Here is a 19,056-nt window from a genome sequence, read left to right as displayed (position 1 = left end):
GCAGTCTCGGAGCTGTGAACCGAACAGAGGAATCTTAGTAGGCTTCAACGGAGTTCCACCGTTATTCCGGAAACAATATCGGAGATATCCCGTATTGATAGAGTGCAGAGAAATCTGAAATTAGGTGGTAACACGGACATAATAGTTCGCCCTAAGTTGACAAGAAATATGTCACCTTAGGGCTTTTTTGTTTTATTTTTTCTCGTTTGAAAATAATAATTGAAATGGAGGTATTGAGCATGGTGAAAATGACACCAGATGAGTTAAGAAAATCTTATATTGATTTTATGAAAGGAATAGGGGCTAGCCAAGTGCCCTCTTCTGGCTTGTTACCAGAAAATGATCCCTCAACGTTGTTTACAGGAAGCGGAATGCAACCTATGGTTCCATATTTATTGGGGGAAAAGCATCCGATAGGTAATGAGATTGCTAATATTCAGAAGTGTTTAAGGACAGTGGATATTGATGAAGTAGGAGATACGTCGCATCTGACATTTTTTGAAATGATAGGTCGATGGGAATTTAAAGCAAATGAAAATAACTATAAGAAAAAGCAAATCGATGCCATTTGGAATTGGCATATTAACGAATTAGGAATTGATCCTGGCAGGCTGTATATCAGTGCTTTTATAGGAAGTGATGATTTGAATATACAGAAAGATACGGAAGCCATTCAAATCTGGTCAGAAAAATTTAAATCAGTGGGCATAGAACCTGTCATTGAAGATGATCCCTATCAATATGGGGCTTCTAGAGGTGGAAAAATATTCTTGTACGATGAAAAAGAAAATTGGTGGAGTCGAGCAGGAAGTCCACTCCATATGCCTGTTGGTGAACCGGGTGGGCCTGACAGTGAAATGTTCTATGATCTTGAACCAGGCGGTGATCCACTGGATCATCCTGCTTCTGTAAGCGAGAGGTTTTTAGAAATTGGGAACAACGTATTTATGTGTTACAAAAAAGGAGACGCAGGATTTGTAAAAATGCAAAATCCCAATATTGATTATGGAGGCGGATTAGAAAGGGTTGCAACAGCCCTTAATGGTGACAAGGATATTTATAATACGGCTTTCTTCCTTAATCCCAAGAAAAAATTGATGGAGTTAAGTGGTAAACAATATGCTGACGATTTAAAGTCGTTTAGAATCATACTTGATCATGTAAGAGCGGCTACTTTTCTAATTAATGATGGTGCGGAGCCAGCTAATAGTGATGCAGGGTACATAACAAGAAGGTTATTAAGAAGGGCGATTCGTGCAGGTAAAAAAATAGGTATACAAGGAAGTTTTGTGGGTGAGTTGTCTGAAGTTTATATAGATGAAGCAACAGCTTATGAAGATTTGATCGGTAATAAAAAGAAAGTTATCGAAATAGTCAATAAGGAAGAAAATCTTTTCTATAGAACTTTACAGCAAGGCGAATTTGAAATACAAAAACATCTTAAAAATAAGGGTAAAGTTACAGGTGCAGATGCCTTTTATTTTTACGAAACATATGGGTTTCCCTTGGAGTTGACAGAAGAGTTTCTAACTGAAAGTGGATATAGCATGGAGGACAAGGCGTCTTATATAGAGGCGGCAAAGAAGCATGCTGAAAAGAGCAGAACTGCTTCTGCGGGTAAATTTAAAGGTGGATTAGCTGAACATTCAACAGAAACAACAGCGCTGCATACGGTATCTCATTTATTACTCGCTGGTTTAAGGAAAGTTCTAGGTGATCATGTTCATCAACAAGGAAGTAATATTACTTCAGAACGATTACGGTTTGACTTCAACCATGATGAAAAACTTACGCCAGAGCAATTAGCTAAGGTGGAAAAGTATGTGAATGATGCTATTTCATCAAAAGCAGTTACCTATATTTCAGAACTGCCTAAACTTGAAGCGAAAGAAAGTAATGTCGAAGGGAATTTTTGGGATAAATATCCGGATATCGTTAAGGTGTATACAATCAAAGATAACGAAGGAAAAGTATGGAGTCGAGAAGTATGTGGTGGACCTCATGTAGAAGATACAACAAACTTAGGAAAGTTCAGTATTAAAAAAGAACAATCCTCTGCTGCTGGAGTTAGAAGGATTAAAGGAGTCATTAATACAAACGCGGAACAATAGCTGATGGTTTAGGATGGCCATTTGTAACAACGTTATGGGTTGCCGGAATCCAGGATGAATGATGAATCCGGCAATCGAAGACGGTTTGAATCGCATGGCCTTTCCGCTGGCGGTACCTGAGCACAGTATTCAAAGAAAGGGGAACATATATGCAGTTATACGTAACTTCCAGGGAATGTAAACGTCTAAATAAAGTAAGGAACGAGGAGGCAGATATTTCATGGGAGGAACGAATGTATGGGATGCGGAGTGGGAGGTTAACGAAGAGCAGGCACGGACGCTGATCGGCAGACAATTCCCTCAGCTGTCATCGAAGCAAGTGAAGCGATTGGGCTGGGGCTGGGACAATACGGTTTTTCTCATCGGTGACGAGTACGTGTTCCGGTTTCCAAGAAGAACGATTGCAGTTGGCTCGATTCGAATGGAAGGGAAGCTGCTGCCGAAGCTGGAGGCATATATGACCATCCCCTATCCGAAACCGTTGTTTTATGGCGAAGCAAGTGACGAATACCCGGCACCATTTCTTGGCTATGCCTACGTGCCAGGAGATTTCCCCATCGGTTTGACGGAAGAATGCCGGGCTTTATCGGCAGAGACGCTGGCGAAATTTTTGCGGAGATTGCATGAGTTTCCGGTGCAGGCGGCGCTGAAGTGCGGAGTTCAGCAAGATCATCGAAGCTTGACGGACATCGCATCGCGCAAAGTGAAATTGGAGGGCTTTCTATCGAAGGTGGTTGAACACTTGTCGCCGGAGGAGTCCGGTGTGATCGAAGCGTATGTTAGCAGGTTGCAAACGGACCGTGTCGAGGCGGTGAATGCACTGCTACATGGCGATCTTCATTTTAAAAATATGCTTGTGAATGAGAATGGGATCGTTTCCGGCATCATTGATTGGGGCGATCTGAGCGTAGGCCATCCGGCTTGCGATTTGAGCGTTGCCTACAGCTTTTTACCACCTTATGCTCGCGGCGTATTTTTCGAAACTTACGGAGGAGCGGACGAGGAAACGAAGCTGCTGGCGCGGCTGATCGCGGTATACATCCCCGTACTGATCTTGATGCAAGCGGTCGATGACGGGAATGAAGCGATTGCGGCAGAGGCGAAATCCAACATCATGCGAGCACTGTCGGATTAGGCTCATTATTTCGTTGCAGCTATGGAGCTATGGCTATTGGCAATTGGAGTTGCATAAGGGTTAAGGTTAGGTTGTAAAAATAAAGTTACCAGATATTTGTATTACGTATGGACATCAATATTCAAGAAATGGAGTACAAATAAAATATTGTACTCCATAAATTTATCTGCAGGTCATTCATTTGTTTTTTTAATTAAAATCATCATCGATAGCTGTGTAGAGGTGTTGGTATGTTTGTATACATATGTACAAAATACGGGTTTTGTGAAAAAGTAGTAAGTAAATAAACTGATTTAAGTGATTTCACGGCCGTTTCTGTGTCTGATTTGCTATACATGATACTGTGTGCATTTGCTCTCATTTTTGCTTTTTAGTCCCGATTTTATTGCTCGTAAAGATTTTTTAATTGCTCGCAAATTTTTTATTTGTTCGTTGTATGATTTCACGCTGCATTGCAGCGTATCTAAACATTGACGATCATAGGTTTTAAATTGATCACCTCACAACTTCTAATAAATTACCACATAATAACATTTATAAGTTATATATAAATGATTTATCCCGCAGTCATCCCGCAATCTGCTTTGGCCGCATTTGCGGGATGACTCAATTTCGTTCTACGCATTTAATTTTTGTACTAAAGCCATGATGCGGTTGTTTCTGGTTTCTTCCTTTTTGGCAAGCTCAATATGGTTGATCTGCTCCCGCTTGATGTAATCAGGCTGACTCAGGAAGGTGCTCAGCATGTCGTGGGCTGCAAGAGTGTTTGCGATGGCTTCAGGGACAACAACTTCACGCTTCCCTTCGCTTTTTCGAAGAATAACATGCAGTGTATCTCCCAGCTCTTTATGTACCGCTCTGCGAATCCATTCATTATACACAAAGTAATGCCCGTTTTTGGATGGCAACAGCGTATGCTCAAACTCATGCCCGTCGATAGAGATTTCAACCGGCACTTTACCGTTAGTACCAAATTCCTCTTTGGATGAATATGGGAAATAAACCACCTTCCATTTCATTTTGCCTTCCAGCAGCTTGATCTCACTGTCAAATTCATAAACCATCCGGATTCCGTCCCTCCTGTCTCATAACCACCTTACGGCTTCGAGACGCTTAGCAGTGAGAATGTGATTACAGCAGCCTACATGATGTTGAACATGCCGGATTTGCATCAGGACTACATCGGCTTTTGTAATCTCTGCGAACAGTACACAAGGCTCCAGCAAGCTGTCATCGGTAAGGTCATCCATAAATTGATAAGCAACACCCAATATCTCCTCTACGTACGCCGTCATTTCCGCTTGGGTAGGATAGCCGGTGCATTCCTCATCCATCGCTTCGGTTACATCCTTCCCGAGATCAGGGATGATAAACACTTCCTCCTTCTTCTGCCTGAACCAAAACTTCAAACTGGTAGTCGCGTGAAATATTTGCTTCCAGTACTTCTGGCGGGCATCCATCCATAAATCCTCCGGGCATACATCGATCAGTTGCCTCAGCATTTCCAGCGTAGGTTCAAGCTGTCTTCTTAAGACAGCCACCATCTTATCGCTCATGATCCTCAACTCCATTCTCACAATATGGAAATATACGTATATTCTAGATTACCTCGTATCAGACCTTCCCCCGATCACCTGTGCTATTGCCAAATTTGTGAAAATAAGAACCTGTGCTTTGTAGTCTTTTCTATACCGATTTATCCCGGTTATTATGGGTAATGAACTAGGAGAATGATAGCGAAAGGAGCCGCCAATGCATACAACCTACTGGAAAGAAAATGTAATCTATCAAGTCTATTTACGAAGCTTTAAGGACAGCGACGGAGACGGCATCGGCGATCTGAACGGCCTGCTCTCTAAGATTGAATATTTATCCGAGCTTGGCATTGATACGGTCTGGCTCTCCCCTGTCTATCTGTCCCCGAACGTGGACAACGGTTATGATATTAAAGATTATCGTGCGATCCAGCCTGAGTATGGAACCATCGCAGAGTGGAAACAACTCTTGGATGAGCTGCATAAGCGAAGCATCCGCCTGATTATGGATCTGGTGCTCAATCATACATCGGACGTGCATCCGTGGTTTATAGACGCCAAGTCCTCCCGGGACAGCCGCTACCGCGATTTCTATATTTGGCGCCCGGCGTCTGAGGACGGCGGCCCTCCCAATAACTGGACCTCCTATCTCGGAAAATCCGCCTGGACCTTTGATGAAAGCACCGGTGAGTATTATCTCCATCTTTATAATGCCAAGCAGCCAGACTTAAACTGGGATAACCCGGAGCTGCGCGCCGAGATGTATAAGATTATGAAGTTTTGGCTGGACAAAGGCATTGACGGCTTCCGCATTGATGCAGTGAACTCGATTTCCAAGGATCAGCGCTTTCCGGACACAGAGGAGTCGAAGCTGCAGGCCAGCGGCGAGCCTTATACGAAGAACGGTCCGCGGATTCATGAGTTTTTGCGTGAAATGAACGATGAGGTGTTCTCTAAATATCCTATTTTTACAGCCGGTGAAACCTCCAAGGTAACTGAGGATGATGTACTCATGTACACAAAGCCCGAGCGGCGTGAGTTAAGCATGGTGCTGTCGGCTGAAGCCTCCAAGCTGGCGGATCTCGATGAGGATCAGTGGCAGAGCAAGGAATGGACCCTGGACGATCTGCGCAAAGTAATGCTGAAATGGCAGAAGGACGTCGGAGAACCCGGAGGCTGGTTTGGCCTGTATTTGAGCAATCACGATCAGCCCCGCATGGTGGCCACCTTCGGTGATCAGGGGCAATACCGCAACGAGTCCGCCAAAATGCTGGCGATTATGCTGCACACCCTTAAGGGTACGCCTTTTATCCTGCAGGGCGAGGAGCTTGGAATGACCAATCATCCCGGACTGCAACGGATCGAAGACTTCAACGAACAACAAGCGCATGCATATTATGATGTGATGGTACGGGAGCGCGGCGAGCCGGAAGATCTTATTATGGAGCGTATCCGGCGGAAATCGCGTGACCATGCAAGAACCCCCATGCAGTGGGATGATAGCCCTAACGCCGGCTTTTCTGATGGAACCCCCTGGCTGCCCGTTCATCCCGATTATCCGGAAGTGAATGTGAAGGCGCAAAGGGACGACTCGGGCTCGGTGTTCAACTTTTACCGAACATTAATCCGTCTGCGCAAAGAGCATCCTGTCATGGTCTACGGTAAGTTTGATGTGCTGCTGGAGGATCATGAGCAAATCTTTGCTTACCGCCGGTATGACGAAGCTGAAGAATGGCTCATCCTGCTTAACTTCTCAGGTGAGCACGCACATTGGGAGCTTCCGGAAAAAGACGCTGCGCGGCTCGAAGGCGCCTCCTTCCTCTTGGGCAGCGATCCGGACGGGACTAAACCACCATGTCACCGGACAGGTACGCTTAAGCCTTATGAAGGGCTGGTGTACCAGCGGCTTGAGCTGCCCGGCGCCTAATAGCGAAGCAGCAGACATTATTAGCAAGTATCGCCCGGTATGGACAAACTTCGCCTTCACAGCATAATAACGAAAAGGACCTTTCGATCGAAAGGTCCTTTGTTTGCTCTACTATTCCCGCCAGCATTACCAGTTGGCGTTCTCTCTGTTCGTTTCGATCACTTCCAGGAAGCGGTCGGGATAATTCGTGTATACTCCGTCTACTCCCCACAGATATGCTTTATCCATGTTGACCTGGTAATTTACAGTATAGGGGATCACCTTGAGTCCGGCTTTCCTTACCTGTGCCACATAGGTTGCGCTGATGCTCTGGAAGTTCGGGCCGATGCCGACGGCATACGTCTTGACATCTGCCAGAAAAGAATCCGAAACCCGGGCTGCCGTATAATCGTACCAAATGAGCTGATATAGCGGAATATCAGGATTAAGCTTGTGAAACTTCCGCAGACTGGAGGCGCTGAAAGAATGGATCGCCACCTCATCCTCCAGATCGTATTCGATAATCAGATCATTGATAATGGATTCGATATTCCTGTCCGGCTTGGGTGCCTTAATCTCAAGCACATAATGAAGCTCCTTGCCGAAAGTCTCGAACACCTGTTCCAGTGTCGGAATTCGGACACCTGCGTAGCTCTCCCGGGCGAACATCGGATACGCTTCGTTGAACCAGGAACCCGCATCGAGCTGTTCAATCTGCTGCAGGGTCATATTCTTCACATACCCCTTTCCGTTCGTCGTACGGTTCACCGTATCATCATGAATGACAACAGGAATGCCATCCTTCGTCAGATGAATATCAAGCTCAACCGAATCCGCCTTCATCCCGAGCGCCAACTCGAAAGCAGGCATTGTATTCTCGGGAGCATACCCTGAGGCGCCCCGGTGGGCGATGGTATAGACCCGGTCGGCAGGATCAATCAGCTCTTTCACTTTGACCCGTATCCAGGGAAAAGAAGCATAAAGCGTCGTGAATATGAAGATAACCAATAAAACATGAATGCCGATAAAATAAGCCTTGCGTAAGTGTACCTTTGCCATAGATTGCCCTCTTCTGTATGTTTTCTTATGTTGTCAGGTTATCGCGTTCTAAATAATTCGTAATATATACCTCTATCTGATCCAGCCAGCTATCAATTGATCTTTTGGAGATAGCACTGCTGAATCTTCCCAGTTCATTATTGCTATAACTAATGACAATGGTCGGTGTATAAGCTATTTCGGGATGTGTGTTCTGATCCACTTGGATACGTTCAACTTTCAAACATGGCCGTTCCTGCTCCAATTGATCAATGATGGTATGAAATTTGCGGCAAGAGCCACAAGTTTCATTATAATAGTAATAAAGTATATATTCCATAATATCCTCACCATGTTTCGCATAAGTTCAACTATAATCCGGAAACTTGCTGAACTGCCTTTTGACGGATGTAATACAGAACTCTCGTTGAGTAGGTTGAAGCCTGGCAGCCGCACACCTCAAGAAGCTCGCTGACATCATGAATGCCAAGCAGGGTTTGTCTCTCCCGGGTCTCTTCGGCTACAAGCGATATCTCCCGGTCGTACTTTGAAGAAGCAGCATCAGCCTGTGGAGCATCTTCCATGTCTTGTTCATTAATCTTATTCCGGATTCGGTTAATCGTTCGGCTGATTGTCATGGGATATACTTGCAGCCTCTCTGCAATTTGCGCATTATTGACTTCTTCCATGATCAGCCGCATCACTTGTTTCTCAAAGTCGGAGAACCTGCTGTCCTCAAGCAGTGACTGTACATAAAGTCGGTTAGCAACGGAATCCTCAAAATCACAGGTACGGGAATCTGCAATGTCGAAATTCTCCATGCCGTCATAGTGCTCGAGATCATTGCTGAACATAGCGATTTCCCGATAGCGGTCAACGGAAACCTGAAGCAGCTCCGCCATTTCCTTTTCGTCGGGACGGTGTCCCAAGATTTCTTCAATTTCCACCATTTTTTTGATCAGATCCACCGCGCCTCGGCTTAACCGGACCGCCTGCGAATCATTATACAAGAGCAGATTGATTTCCCACAAAATCGGCCGAACCACATATGTAGTGAATTTAATGCCCCTGTGAAAATCGAAGTCACGTAAAGCAGTTATGACGCCAATGCAGGCATGCTGAAACAGTTCTTCTTCGGTTACCCGAAACTTCGTCCGCAGTTCTTCTATATTGCCTTTATAATGCATCAGAATAGAGAATATAAAGTCACGGTTAGCCATCAAAAAATCGCCCAAAAGATCCTTGTCACTATTGCAGGCTTCAAGCAACTCCATATTATGAAGATCTTGAATCCCTTTTCTGCGCAGGAGTTGATAGTTGCGGCTAGTCAAGCTGCTTACCCCCTTGCGCCGTCTTTTGATAACCGTTAGTAAGTAAGCCGCCATGGACAAAAATACAGATCATTCGCATACCTTCCAGCTCCCTGTCATCGATTTCAAATGCCGATACTATTAGTGGTCGTCCCACACCGGAGCCGGGTTGCATAAAAAAACCCCCGATATCGGGGGTGGGTTTTGGCAAACAGAATCTGTTATTTATTTCCACTAAGACTATGGGTTCCTGATCGCAGCCATAATCCGCTCAATTCTGTACAAATAAGCTTTACTGTATGTTCCTTTCCTTACATTCCCCTCTCCCTGGTTATATGCAACAATTCCAAGCCTATATCCGAACCGCTTCTGGCAGTAAGCCAGATATTTCGATCCTGTCTGTATATTGACCGATGGTTCAAACAAGCTCCCCTTAATCCCCATGTATTTTTGCGTAGAAGGCAGAATTTGCATAAGTCCGGTATCTCCATGTTCTCCGACCAACCGCCGGTCATAGGTGCCACCAGTTTCCGCTTCCATGATGGCCAATACTAAATAAGGATCAACTTGATATGCTGCCGAATGCTTAATAATGAGCGATGCATATTCATCCGATTTTTGGCGGCTAAGCTTTTGGCTGATCATGTGAGCCGCAAGGGCATGTTCCACCCGCCCCTTTTCTAATGCCAGGCTGTGGGCGGTGGCAAGGATTCGCTGATGCTGCGGTGCAGCTTTGCCCCGGTATTCCCCACTGTCAGTTGCTGAACAAGCGGCAATCATTAGCAGTAAGACAATTATGATAGACCTATACATCGTTTTCATCATAGTCGACACTCCTCCCTTTATTCCCTTCGTTAAATAGTGGTCGGGGTATAGACAGATTCGGTTGCGAAATGATGGGAGATCGCTCTAAATATGCATGCAAAAGAAGCGGGACAGTTGTCCCGCTTCTTCATGTTTATGTAATTCCGTTTTGGCTAAGTCACTCCAAACGTTTCAGGCAAACTTTAATATTGCTTAAAGTCTCCTTAAAATTACAATGAATAGTCACATCCGAATTATACAGGGTCATGTAATTCTCAGCCAGCCGCCTTTGCTCCTCGTTTAAAACAGCCTGCATCCCACAGCCGGAGACACGAAGCATATCAACGCCGACTGCCTCCGCCGACTGTCTGGCCCCCGATAACAGATCGTACACATCCCGAAATAGTAAAGACATTACAATCGCGTCCTTCCAATAACCTCAGAAGCATCATTGATATTCCCTGTACAACTGCGCAGTGAAATCTTGAAACCATTAACAAGCTCCGTCAAATTCACGCTGCATGTTACATCAGAATTCATAATGAATTCCAGCGTCTCCTCCAGCTGAGCTTTAATGGTTCGGAGGCTGTCAATGGCGGCTGGGGATGCATGCCGCATAGCATGTTCTATCTTATTCCTGGTTGCTGCAATTTCCTCAACCTGATCTGCTGCAATTCCCAGCGTATAGCTTTCAGATATCACACCAATTCCCTCCGTATGAGCAATGACATAATTATTTGCTTTGTCCATTGTGGGCATAGTAATTTTCTGCGACAAAAGTTGTATACTCCCCGTCACAGCGAACGACGGCAACAAGGATATTGTTGTCGGTAAAAGCCACATATTCCCCGTCAATAAGCTTGCATTCCTCCGCCCGGCCATATGCCATGTCAATGATCTGCTGAACACGGCCCTTACCGCTTTTTCCGTAAAGTCCATCTGAAGCGAAATACGCCTGGAAATCCCCGGGAAATGAAGGGGTGCTCACCGGATTGACATATTCCTCACCGGCTTTAATCAACTCATCCAGCAATTGCTGTTGTTCAATAAGTGCTGCCTGAGCTTCAATGCAGCGTGTCGCTTCGGCAAGAACGTTTTCGAGTTCTTCAATCCTGGCCATCATTTCCTTCAGTCGAAGCTCGTTTACAATGTGATACGGATTTATGGAAACTTCATCCTTTTGTTGTCGAAACAGATTCATATAGGTCTCCTTCGCTGATCGATTGCCTGATCATTTCCTCAATTTGTTCAACATTCAGTATCCACCAGGAGACTTTGGAGAAGGGAAGTCCCGCAGCTTCGCCAGTCGCTGTCCGAACAGTAAATACCTCGCCGTTTGTATGCATTTTCCGGAAATGCTTCATATAATGATCCTGAACTTCCGCAGCACTCTCCAGCGTGGTTTTGACAGGATGCTCGGGGTGACCGTATACCATTGCCGGATCTGCAATATGCCACTCCAGCTGTTTCTTTTCCCCGTTGTCAAAGCAAAATTCGGCCATAATCCGCACCTTCACCCGCGCGCACCTTCTTCCCTGTAGTTGTACCCGAAAAAATCTTTCAAGTGTAGTTCGATTTTCTCAAGAATTCCGGTGTTCACTGCATTAAGCCGGGTTTGGATGAGCAGCAATTCTTCCAGAGCATGTTTGCCAATCGGCGGTACCACCGTTTCTTCCCCTTCTTCATAGCGTATCCACCACCTTCTTATGGTCTCAAGCGTTAGCGTCTGATTAATAAAATTTTGACAATGCCGGCACCACAATACCAGCGTCTTATCACATTCCATTTCCTCAGGCACAAAATTAGATTCGCCTCCGCAATGGGGACAATAATTCATGAATCCAACCATGCCGCCACCCCTTTCTACAACTGATCTTCCGGTTGGAACAATGAGAAATAATCGTGCTGATCACTGATTCTCTGGTACGTATATCCGTTATCGCCGGGATAATGAGCCGTATGCAGCACTTTTGACATCTGAATCTCTTTGGGGATCCCGTTAGGAAAAGCCAAACAGGTCATTTTACTTCTTTCATCACGGTTAAAATGTCTGCAAAAAACACAAGGCGCTGTTATATCCAAAAGACTCACTCCCAAATCGCATTTAACATCCGGCGTTGTATGTTACCATCCGGAACATTGAAATCCGCCATACTGCTCATACCATTCCCATATTTTAGAATCCACAGGGACTCCGGTCATTTTTGCGGTAAACGTTTCTGGTATGAGTTCAATAGGAAACCATTTTGTCGCGTAATTACATAAATGATTGGAGATATAGGCGGCATCCGCATTGGACAATATCGTCTGGCTCCCGTAATTATCCGGATCGAGGGCAGAATATTGGTAAAACATCGATTCTCCGGCATGATGAAAGTGCAGCCAGTGCCCAATCTCATGAATAACGGTCCGCAATTGATGTGGAGAGGATTTCTGTCCGGTTTCATATTCAGCTTGGGCAATGGTCCCGGCATTTTGAAACGGATAAGTTCTGCTTACCACCACTTCATTAGTAGGAGGGTTAAAATACCCGTTTGCTCCCTGCCCGTCCTTGATATTGATATTAAGAGGATAGCGCATGACCATGTCGGCGAATCCGCCACATGTATTAAACAACAGTGCAAGAGCTTCAGTGACATAATTTGCCGCATCGGTCTTCCCCGCAAAATTGCAATGGACACCCAGTGCGCTTGCCCATGCCTCTGCAGCACTTGCTGTTTCAAACGGAGACCATGCAACAGGAAGAGAAATGCTTCCGTTGGCAGGCGGATAGGCCGGTTGTCCGCTGCCTGGCAGCTCCGGTGGCGGATCAGGATAATTCCCCAGGTCGGTTGTACCCACTAGTTCCAAATAAACCCCGGGATCAGACAACAGATGGAGCATGATCCCTATGTTTCTCGCAGCTCCGTCGGCCGTGTGAAATTCGAAATAAATCTCTTGGCCCGCTTGCACCGGCAGCACTACCTGAAAGTAGAGACCTTCCTCATAATTAAGACAGTGAATATTTCTGGCCACTTCCCTGCCGCTGACGGTTAGATTCCAGTAGTCCCTGAAATCTGTGCTGTCTGTCTTGAAGGAGACCGCGTACACTTCTGCAGATTCTGTCAGCCGAAAGCGGTCCGTGATAACCCTGCTGACATCGGCCGTTCTGGGAATCTGAATTTCCCGTCCAACAAAACACGGATACGTTTTGGTAGGCCAATATGGCGGGTCTAGACGCCCTCCTGCAATTATTCTCTCAATCATCCGGTTTCATCACCATTCCTGAGTTCTCGCTGATCCTGTGCAACAGCGTAACGTTGTACGATAGGCCCAAGCCCAAGCATGACCACCTCCCGCAATTGCCTGCTAATTATAGTGGTCGTTTCAAGCCCGGAAAAAGTTGAGCATAAAAAAAGACCCTTCACGGGTCCGGCGGCAAATAAGGAACAGTATCCGTTGCCTATTTATCTTCTTACCATAATCCTACTTAATATCACATATTTTAAAACAACCAAGGCTCCCGGTATGCTCACATTTGATCCGCGAAACACACTGACAGAAGTTTGTAGATGAGTACTTTCCGTCTTTTTTACCCTGATACTCGCAGGTATATCCAGCATCACCTGTTCAGTGACTGCCGGTTGAACCTCATACGGCATGGCCCCGATAAATTGTTCAGCGCCGCTTCCTTCTACGCCCATTGTAGCTTCTTCGGAAATATCGTTGGCTTCAAAAATCAGCACAGTTCTTGGATCATCATCATGGATCCCCCCTGCCTTTGCAGTAACAGGGCAGTTTGCCTCCAGAAGCTTATCGTTGACATGCTGCACAAAATTCGAGGTGAAATGCTCATGACTTGTCGGGTACGATCCTGCATCCAAAGTAATACTGAACTCTGTATCGTTAACATTAATTACAAACGTATCGTTGATATCTTTAACCACTAGCCGCTGAGGGGCAAGTTGGGTATTTCCCCATACCTTTATACCAGATGATGGCATATTCATGCTCCTTTCAATCCATATCTAAAGCAGTACAAAATATTTTTCTTTCACCTGTTTCAGACTGATATACATTGGGTAAATAAAAGGCGTTGTATTGTATAAAGTCAATACATTATAAAGCTGCAGATACCCTTAAACACATTTGTCTGTGACAAAAATGTTGCAGCTGTTTTTTTGATATGCTATTCTTAGTTTAATTATCCGAATATAGTTAGGCTTGACATAGTTTTTTAAATTTGGTCATGGCGCGTGATGCATGGGACTTATTGATTCCGAGATGATTGGAAATTTCCGTAGGCTTCATATCTATGCCTTCTTCAGTGAACAGCATAAATTCAATAATCTTACTTTCCTGAGCAGTGAATGAGGAGCGGTTAATACGGTAATCATTGCGGATATCGGAAATTCGATAGCCATATTCTTCTGTTTTGAAGCTGAAATATTCATTGGTTGATCCCCGCTCTTCATCCGTTCCATCGCAGAAATTCACCAAAGTAGAAGCTCTTGTTATCATTCGTTTATTTTTCCGGTAATAATCATATACAGTGCGTTGAACAACGGTGTGGGCGAAGGTAAACACATCTTTTTTGATTTTGTCATTTTCAATAGCGTTTAAGATCCTTACAATGGACTCGCTCTTCACATCCTCACGATCTTCCCGGCGCACCCCTTTTAGAACAAAATTAAAAATGGGGTTTAAAGAATTAATATCAAAATCTTGAACTGTTGTTTTATCCATACTATTCCTCCTCAGGAATTTTGCGTTAGCGAAGCCAGTACTATGAGTTGTCGCTTTATCTCTTCCAAAAGATGCAAAGTCTCTCTGGGAAATAGAGAGTACATGCTAGACTTTAAAATGTAAGCGCTTACAATTTATATTTGTTCGTTCCCGTCCTCTGATCGGTTTCCATGTGACCAGGCAAGCTTTAATTATCGGATTTTCAATGTTCAAATAAGCTTAGGTGCTTCCGTGTTTCATGCAGCATTTTTGATCAGAAAACCTTATAAAAAACAAAAAAGCGGAGTCAGAATGTCGCATGTCGTTGACAGCGATACTCCGCTCCGCTAGTAACAGTTCACTAGTAACTACGAGTAATGAGTAAAATGACTTGATTACCTTTGTTATGCAAAACCGTCAATCCTGATTGATCTATAGCTCATCTAAAAATAAGGTCTTTTGGCGCAATTTCGATATGCAAGATATTTCATAAACCTACAAATTATGATGTTTACCAGTTGTTTAATTAGTTAATAAGTACCATATAAATAGCAGTGAATACAGTATATCACGGCCACTAGATCAACTGTCAATACATGTATTACATCCCTTATTTCGTCGTTAAATGTCGAATAATAGTCTTTGCCCTTCATTTAGGATAATGTCTAAGCTTATACCACTTGTATCATTTTGAACTGCTGCCCTTTTGGGGACATTCGGAAATCATATGTATAACCTTCTCCAAAACATTTTTCATCGTTTTTCCACATTTTTCGCAATTGTAATTCAACCTTTTCCCACCTTAACCGTTTTGTTTTCCTGGGGCCCTATCTGAAAGATACCGGAAAGCCTTGCCCGCTATAATCAGTAGTGGGCTATAACATGCAAAACGTTGCGAAAGCAAAGAAAGAAAATGAACCAGCCAAAAAATATCCATTATTTGTTATTTTGCCACATTTAGAGGCACTTCTGTGTGAATACGGTTTCTCTTCCTTCGTATGATATACAGTCTGACTTCATTCCATCTATTGAAGGAGGAACTAGTATGTTATTGCATGTCAAAAGACTGGTCATGGCAGTATTGGCAGCCTTGCTGCTGGCAGGCCTGACCGCCTATTCCGGGAACGGCAGAGTGCAGGCCGCCGCCGGCGAAGGGTACTTCCACACCTCTGGCAACAAGATTGTAGATGCATCCGGCAACACGGCGGTGTTCAACGGGCTAAACTGGTTTGGATTCGAGACCGCCAATTATTCTCCGCACGGCTTATGGTCCCGCTCCATGGATGATGTGCTCGATCAGGTGAAGGCGGAAGGCTACAACCTCATCCGGCTCCCCTTCTGCAGCCAAATGTTTGACGCAAGCTCCCAGGCCAACAGCATCGATTACGCCAAGAACCCCGATCTGGCGGGCCTGAAGCCGGTTGAAATTATGGATAAGCTGATTGAAAAAGCAGGCCAGCGCGGCATCCGCATCTTTCTGGACCGCCACCGTCCGGATTCCGGCGGCCAGTCGGCGCTGTGGTATACGGCCGCTTATCCCGAGTCCCGCTGGATCAGCGATTGGGTCATGCTGGCAGAGCGGTACCTGAACAATCCCGTGGTCATCGGCGCCGATCTCCACAATGAACCGCACGGCGACGCCAGCTGGGGTACCGGTGTACTGGCTACGGATTGGCGGCTTGCCGCCCAGCGGGCCGGCAATGCGATTCTCGCCGTCAATCCGCACTGGCTAATCATTGTCGAGGGCATCGAGAAGAATGTGCAGGGCAATACAAGCGGCTATTGGTGGGGCGGCAATCTGACCGGGGTGCGCAGTTATCCCGTCGTACTGAATGTAGCGAATCAGGTGGTCTATTCCCCGCATGATTACGGCCCCGGCGTCGCTTCGCAGACCTGGTTCAGCGATCCCGCCTTCCCAGCCAACATGCCAGCGCTGTGGGATGCCACCTGGGGATACATCAGCAAGGAAGGCATTGCACCCCTGATCGCCGGCGAATTCGGCGGCCGCAGCGTGGATACGGTATCCGTGGAGGGTAAATGGCAAAATGCGCTGGTCGATTATATTGGGGCAAATCAGCTGTACTGGACGTATTGGAGCCTTAATCCGAACAGCGGCGACACAGGCGGCCTCCTGCTCGATGACTGGGTCACCTGGAATAGACCGAAGCAGCTGATGCTGGACCGGATCATAAAGCCGGTTACGTTCACTCCCATCGGAGGCAGTCCCGGCGGCGGGCCCGGCCAAGAGGTAGTCAACCTCACTTCCCTGTACCGTGTGGGTGACACGGGAACCTCTACGAATTCGATCCGGGCCGATCTGCGGCTCGCAAGTGCCTCTACTGTAGCGGTCCCGCTGAGCGAGCTGACGGTCCGCTACTGGTTTACCAGTGAAGGAAATACTGGACAAACGGTAGAGATTGATTATGCCGCCATCGGCAAAGCCAATATTATCGCCACTGTCGTGCCGTTAGGTACACCGGTCAGCGGTGCGGATGCCTATGCCGAATTCTCGTTTAAAGCGGGTGCCGGCCAGCTGGCTGCCTCCGGAAACAGCGGGGATATCCAGTTCCGTATCCATAAGAATGACTGGTCCGGCTATAACCAGGCTAATGACTATTCCTTTGCCCCGCTGTCCGCCGGCTTTGCAGCGAATGAGCGGATTACCGTGTACCGTAACGGGATACTGGTATCCGGTATGGAGCCTTGATTTTGCGGATATACTGGTGATATGACAAGAAGGCGCCCTAATGGCGCCTTCTTGTCATCTATTTACCAATTGACATCTGCCATCATTAAGTTTAAATTTAAATTGTTTAAATGTATTAATTATTTAAGGCTTTTAACTATATATCTTTGATCGGGGGACTGAGGATGGACAGCCGGGAGCAGCTTTCCCATCTCATCAGCAAGCATATGCTGACTCTGGTAGCCAGCTATACCAAGCTGCTTGACCCTGGCCTGACGGCGCCGCAGTATTTCATTTTGCAATCGCTGGCCAAGCAGGATATGCAGACGAGTTCTTCTTTTGCCGCGATGCTGGGTGTATCCCTTTCGGCCATAACAAACTTGACAGGTAAGCTGGTGCAGAAAGGCTATATCGAGCGTATTGCTTCCGAGTCCGACCGGCGACAAGTCTACATGAAGATTACCGATAGCGGGCGGGCGGTCGAAGAACAGATGCTGGCTCGTTACAAGGTGTTAACAGAAGGCGTATGGGATGATTTCTCCGATCAGGAGTTGAGCCTGCTGATTGAAGCCTATCAGAAGATGATCGGCAAGCTTGAGCAGCAGAACGGAAGCGTTAAACCACATTCACAGGAGGAATAATCATGGGCAGATTGGATCATAAGGTAGCTATTATTACAGGAGCGGCCGGAGGTATGGGCAAGGCGGATGCCTTGCTGTTCGCCAAAGAAGGCGCCAAGGTGGTCATTACGGATTTGCAGGAAGACAAGCTTCAGGAGGTTGTACGGGAAATCCGGGAGAACGGCGGCGAAGCCACCGGATTTAAGCAGGACGTCACTTCCGAGCAGGACTGGACCCGTGTGGTTGAAGCGGCTGTGGAGGCGTACGGACGGATTGACATTCTGGTCAACAATGCGGGCATTTCGGACCCTACCCCGTTTATGGAGCAAACCGTAGATCATTGGGAACGCACGATGCGAATTAACCTGACCAGTATTTTTATCGGGCAAAAAATGGTCATTCCGCATATGATTGCAGCCGGAGGCGGCTCCATCATCAACATCTCTTCGATTGCCGGCCTGACGGGCGGCAGCGGCGCTGGACCATACACGGCAAGCAAAGGGGCTGTGCGTATGCTGACCAAAGCGACGGCCGTGGATTATGCGAAGCACAAGATCCGCGCCAATTCGATCCACCCCGGCTACATCGAAACGCCAATGACCGAAGACCTGCTGAAGGATGAGAAGATGAAGCAATGGTTCTTCTCCCAGACACCGCTGCAGCGTCTCGGCACTGCGGAAGATATCGCCAAGGGTGCATTGTTCCTGGCTTCGGATGAATCCTCATACATTACCGGGGTGGAACTGCCGATCGACGGCGGATATTACGCCAAGTAAGCACTAAGCATCAATGACCGGATAACCAAAGACTCGCACGACAGGGACGGCTCCCGGTTGTACGAGTCTTTGGGCTTTCTCGGGGCTAAAAGGCCAGCTGCACAGAACCGTCTTCATAAATGTCCACTCTTTGCGCGCACAGCAGCATCCCTGGCCCCGAGGCAGTGCCATTCTCACGGATATCCCGTTCCCTGCGCTCCCAGATGTCACGGTCATGGATGATGTCGTATAAATAATAGCTTTCCGCACCCGCTGCCTCCATCTCTTCGACAAAGACAAAAGACTCGCCGAACAGCCCCTGAAACCAATCCGCCGCCTCGGCATGCGAGGCAAATGCCGGGAGGTCTTCGGCAAATGACTCCGATAAATACCGCTGCTTCAGTCTGCCGATGACAACATAATAATCTTCGAGATTATGCGGAGTAATCATG

At 46.4% G+C, this 19,056-nt stretch carries 21 protein-coding genes and 1 other annotated feature (1 of these 22 cut by a window edge); of the genes, 6 read left to right on the top strand and 15 right to left on the bottom strand.

What is annotated here, in order from left to right:
- Window positions 1–157: a binding site (T-box leader), on the top strand (it extends 87 nt beyond the left edge of the window).
- 82 nt (window positions 158–239) lie between these two features.
- On the top strand, window positions 240–2,111 hold the full coding sequence (locus F1381_RS19120; protein WP_187355453.1) for an alanine--tRNA ligase: 1,872 nt from the start codon (window positions 240–242) through the stop codon (window positions 2,109–2,111).
- Between the two features lie 220 nt (window positions 2,112–2,331).
- Window positions 2,332–3,246: a phosphotransferase gene (locus F1381_RS19115; protein ID WP_151736434.1), complete on the top strand. Its 915-nt coding sequence runs from the start codon at window positions 2,332–2,334 to the stop codon at window positions 3,244–3,246.
- A 617-nt stretch (window positions 3,247–3,863) separates the two neighbouring features.
- Here F1381_RS19115 and F1381_RS19110 read toward each other — a convergent pair.
- Window positions 3,864–4,310 carry a YdeI/OmpD-associated family protein gene (locus tag F1381_RS19110; protein ID WP_151736433.1) on the bottom strand — a complete coding sequence of 149 codons (447 nt, stop codon included), beginning with the start codon at window positions 4,308–4,310 and terminating at the stop codon, window positions 3,864–3,866.
- Window positions 4,311–4,331: 21 nt separating this feature from the next.
- The gene (locus F1381_RS19105; protein ID WP_187355452.1) at window positions 4,332–4,802 is read right to left on the bottom strand and encodes a DinB family protein; all 471 of its coding nucleotides are present in this window, start codon (window positions 4,800–4,802) and stop codon (window positions 4,332–4,334) included.
- A 196-nt stretch (window positions 4,803–4,998) separates the two neighbouring features.
- On the opposite strand from F1381_RS19105, the gene F1381_RS19100 reads away from it, so the two are divergent.
- A complete protein-coding gene (locus F1381_RS19100) occupies window positions 4,999–6,708 on the top strand; it encodes an alpha-glucosidase (RefSeq protein ID WP_151736431.1) in 1,710 nt (569 codons plus the stop codon).
- A 126-nt stretch (window positions 6,709–6,834) separates the two neighbouring features.
- Here the strand turns inward: F1381_RS19100 and F1381_RS19095 are convergent, their stop codons facing one another.
- From F1381_RS19095 to F1381_RS19035, 12 genes are all read right to left on the bottom strand, one after another.
- Window positions 6,835–7,746 (bottom strand): glycerophosphodiester phosphodiesterase, encoded by a 912-nt coding sequence (locus tag F1381_RS19095; RefSeq protein WP_151736430.1) that lies wholly within the window; start codon window positions 7,744–7,746, stop codon window positions 6,835–6,837.
- A 25-nt stretch (window positions 7,747–7,771) separates the two neighbouring features.
- Window positions 7,772–8,065 (bottom strand): thioredoxin family protein, encoded by a 294-nt coding sequence (locus F1381_RS19090; RefSeq protein WP_151736429.1) that lies wholly within the window; start codon window positions 8,063–8,065, stop codon window positions 7,772–7,774.
- Window positions 8,066–8,096: 31 nt separating this feature from the next.
- The gene (locus F1381_RS19085; protein ID WP_246188102.1) at window positions 8,097–9,056 is read right to left on the bottom strand and encodes a sigma-70 family RNA polymerase sigma factor; all 960 of its coding nucleotides are present in this window, start codon (window positions 9,054–9,056) and stop codon (window positions 8,097–8,099) included.
- 219 nt (window positions 9,057–9,275) lie between these two features.
- Window positions 9,276–9,860: a transglycosylase SLT domain-containing protein gene (locus F1381_RS19080; protein ID WP_151736428.1), complete on the bottom strand. Its 585-nt coding sequence runs from the start codon at window positions 9,858–9,860 to the stop codon at window positions 9,276–9,278.
- A gap of 157 nt (window positions 9,861–10,017) precedes the next feature.
- On the bottom strand, window positions 10,018–10,254 hold the full coding sequence (locus F1381_RS19075) for a hypothetical protein (protein WP_151736427.1): 237 nt from the start codon (window positions 10,252–10,254) through the stop codon (window positions 10,018–10,020).
- The gene (locus tag F1381_RS19070) at window positions 10,254–10,589 is read right to left on the bottom strand and encodes a hypothetical protein (protein WP_187355451.1); all 336 of its coding nucleotides are present in this window, start codon (window positions 10,587–10,589) and stop codon (window positions 10,254–10,256) included. The genes F1381_RS19075 and F1381_RS19070 overlap by 1 nt, the downstream gene beginning before the upstream one ends.
- Complete coding sequence (locus F1381_RS19065; RefSeq protein WP_151736425.1) at window positions 10,573–11,040, bottom strand: hypothetical protein; 468 nt, start codon at window positions 11,038–11,040, stop codon at window positions 10,573–10,575. The genes F1381_RS19070 and F1381_RS19065 overlap by 17 nt, the downstream gene beginning before the upstream one ends.
- Window positions 11,012–11,356, bottom strand: a complete 345-nt coding sequence (locus F1381_RS19060; RefSeq protein ID WP_151736424.1) for a hypothetical protein — start codon at window positions 11,354–11,356, stop codon at window positions 11,012–11,014. The genes F1381_RS19065 and F1381_RS19060 overlap by 29 nt, the downstream gene beginning before the upstream one ends.
- Window positions 11,353–11,688 carry a hypothetical protein gene (locus F1381_RS19055; protein ID WP_151736423.1) on the bottom strand — a complete coding sequence of 112 codons (336 nt, stop codon included), beginning with the start codon at window positions 11,686–11,688 and terminating at the stop codon, window positions 11,353–11,355. The genes F1381_RS19060 and F1381_RS19055 overlap by 4 nt, the downstream gene beginning before the upstream one ends.
- Before the next feature lie 275 nt (window positions 11,689–11,963).
- Window positions 11,964–13,085 carry a hypothetical protein gene (locus F1381_RS19045; protein ID WP_187355450.1) on the bottom strand — a complete coding sequence of 374 codons (1,122 nt, stop codon included), beginning with the start codon at window positions 13,083–13,085 and terminating at the stop codon, window positions 11,964–11,966.
- A gap of 200 nt (window positions 13,086–13,285) precedes the next feature.
- On the bottom strand, window positions 13,286–13,828 hold the full coding sequence (locus tag F1381_RS19040; protein ID WP_151736421.1) for a hypothetical protein: 543 nt from the start codon (window positions 13,826–13,828) through the stop codon (window positions 13,286–13,288).
- A 208-nt stretch (window positions 13,829–14,036) separates the two neighbouring features.
- A complete protein-coding gene (locus F1381_RS19035) occupies window positions 14,037–14,564 on the bottom strand; it encodes a sigma factor (RefSeq protein WP_151736420.1) in 528 nt (175 codons plus the stop codon).
- A 1,024-nt stretch (window positions 14,565–15,588) separates the two neighbouring features.
- On the opposite strand from F1381_RS19035, the gene F1381_RS19030 reads away from it, so the two are divergent.
- The 3 genes from F1381_RS19030 to F1381_RS19020 all read left to right on the top strand — a co-directional run bounded on the left by F1381_RS19030 (window position 15,589) and on the right by F1381_RS19020 (window position 18,625).
- A complete protein-coding gene (locus tag F1381_RS19030) occupies window positions 15,589–17,250 on the top strand; it encodes a cellulase family glycosylhydrolase (RefSeq protein ID WP_151736419.1) in 1,662 nt (553 codons plus the stop codon).
- Between the two features lie 164 nt (window positions 17,251–17,414).
- Window positions 17,415–17,870: a MarR family winged helix-turn-helix transcriptional regulator gene (locus F1381_RS19025; protein WP_151736418.1), complete on the top strand. Its 456-nt coding sequence runs from the start codon at window positions 17,415–17,417 to the stop codon at window positions 17,868–17,870.
- Between the two features lie 2 nt (window positions 17,871–17,872).
- Window positions 17,873–18,625 (top strand): SDR family NAD(P)-dependent oxidoreductase, encoded by a 753-nt coding sequence (locus F1381_RS19020; protein WP_151736417.1) that lies wholly within the window; start codon window positions 17,873–17,875, stop codon window positions 18,623–18,625.
- Window positions 18,626–18,710: 85 nt separating this feature from the next.
- On the opposite strand, the gene F1381_RS19015 is transcribed toward F1381_RS19020, so the two are convergent.
- The gene (locus tag F1381_RS19015; protein WP_151736416.1) at window positions 18,711–19,055 is read right to left on the bottom strand and encodes a hypothetical protein; all 345 of its coding nucleotides are present in this window, start codon (window positions 19,053–19,055) and stop codon (window positions 18,711–18,713) included.
- Between the last annotated feature and the right edge of the window lies 1 nt (window position 19,056).

Source organism: Paenibacillus tengchongensis, from assembly GCF_008973665.1.
GTDB lineage: Bacteria > Bacillota > Bacilli > Paenibacillales > Paenibacillaceae > Paenibacillus_AQ > Paenibacillus_AQ tengchongensis.
Note: the sequence above shows the minus strand (reverse complement) of the source record. Positions and strands in the feature narration are given on the sequence as shown.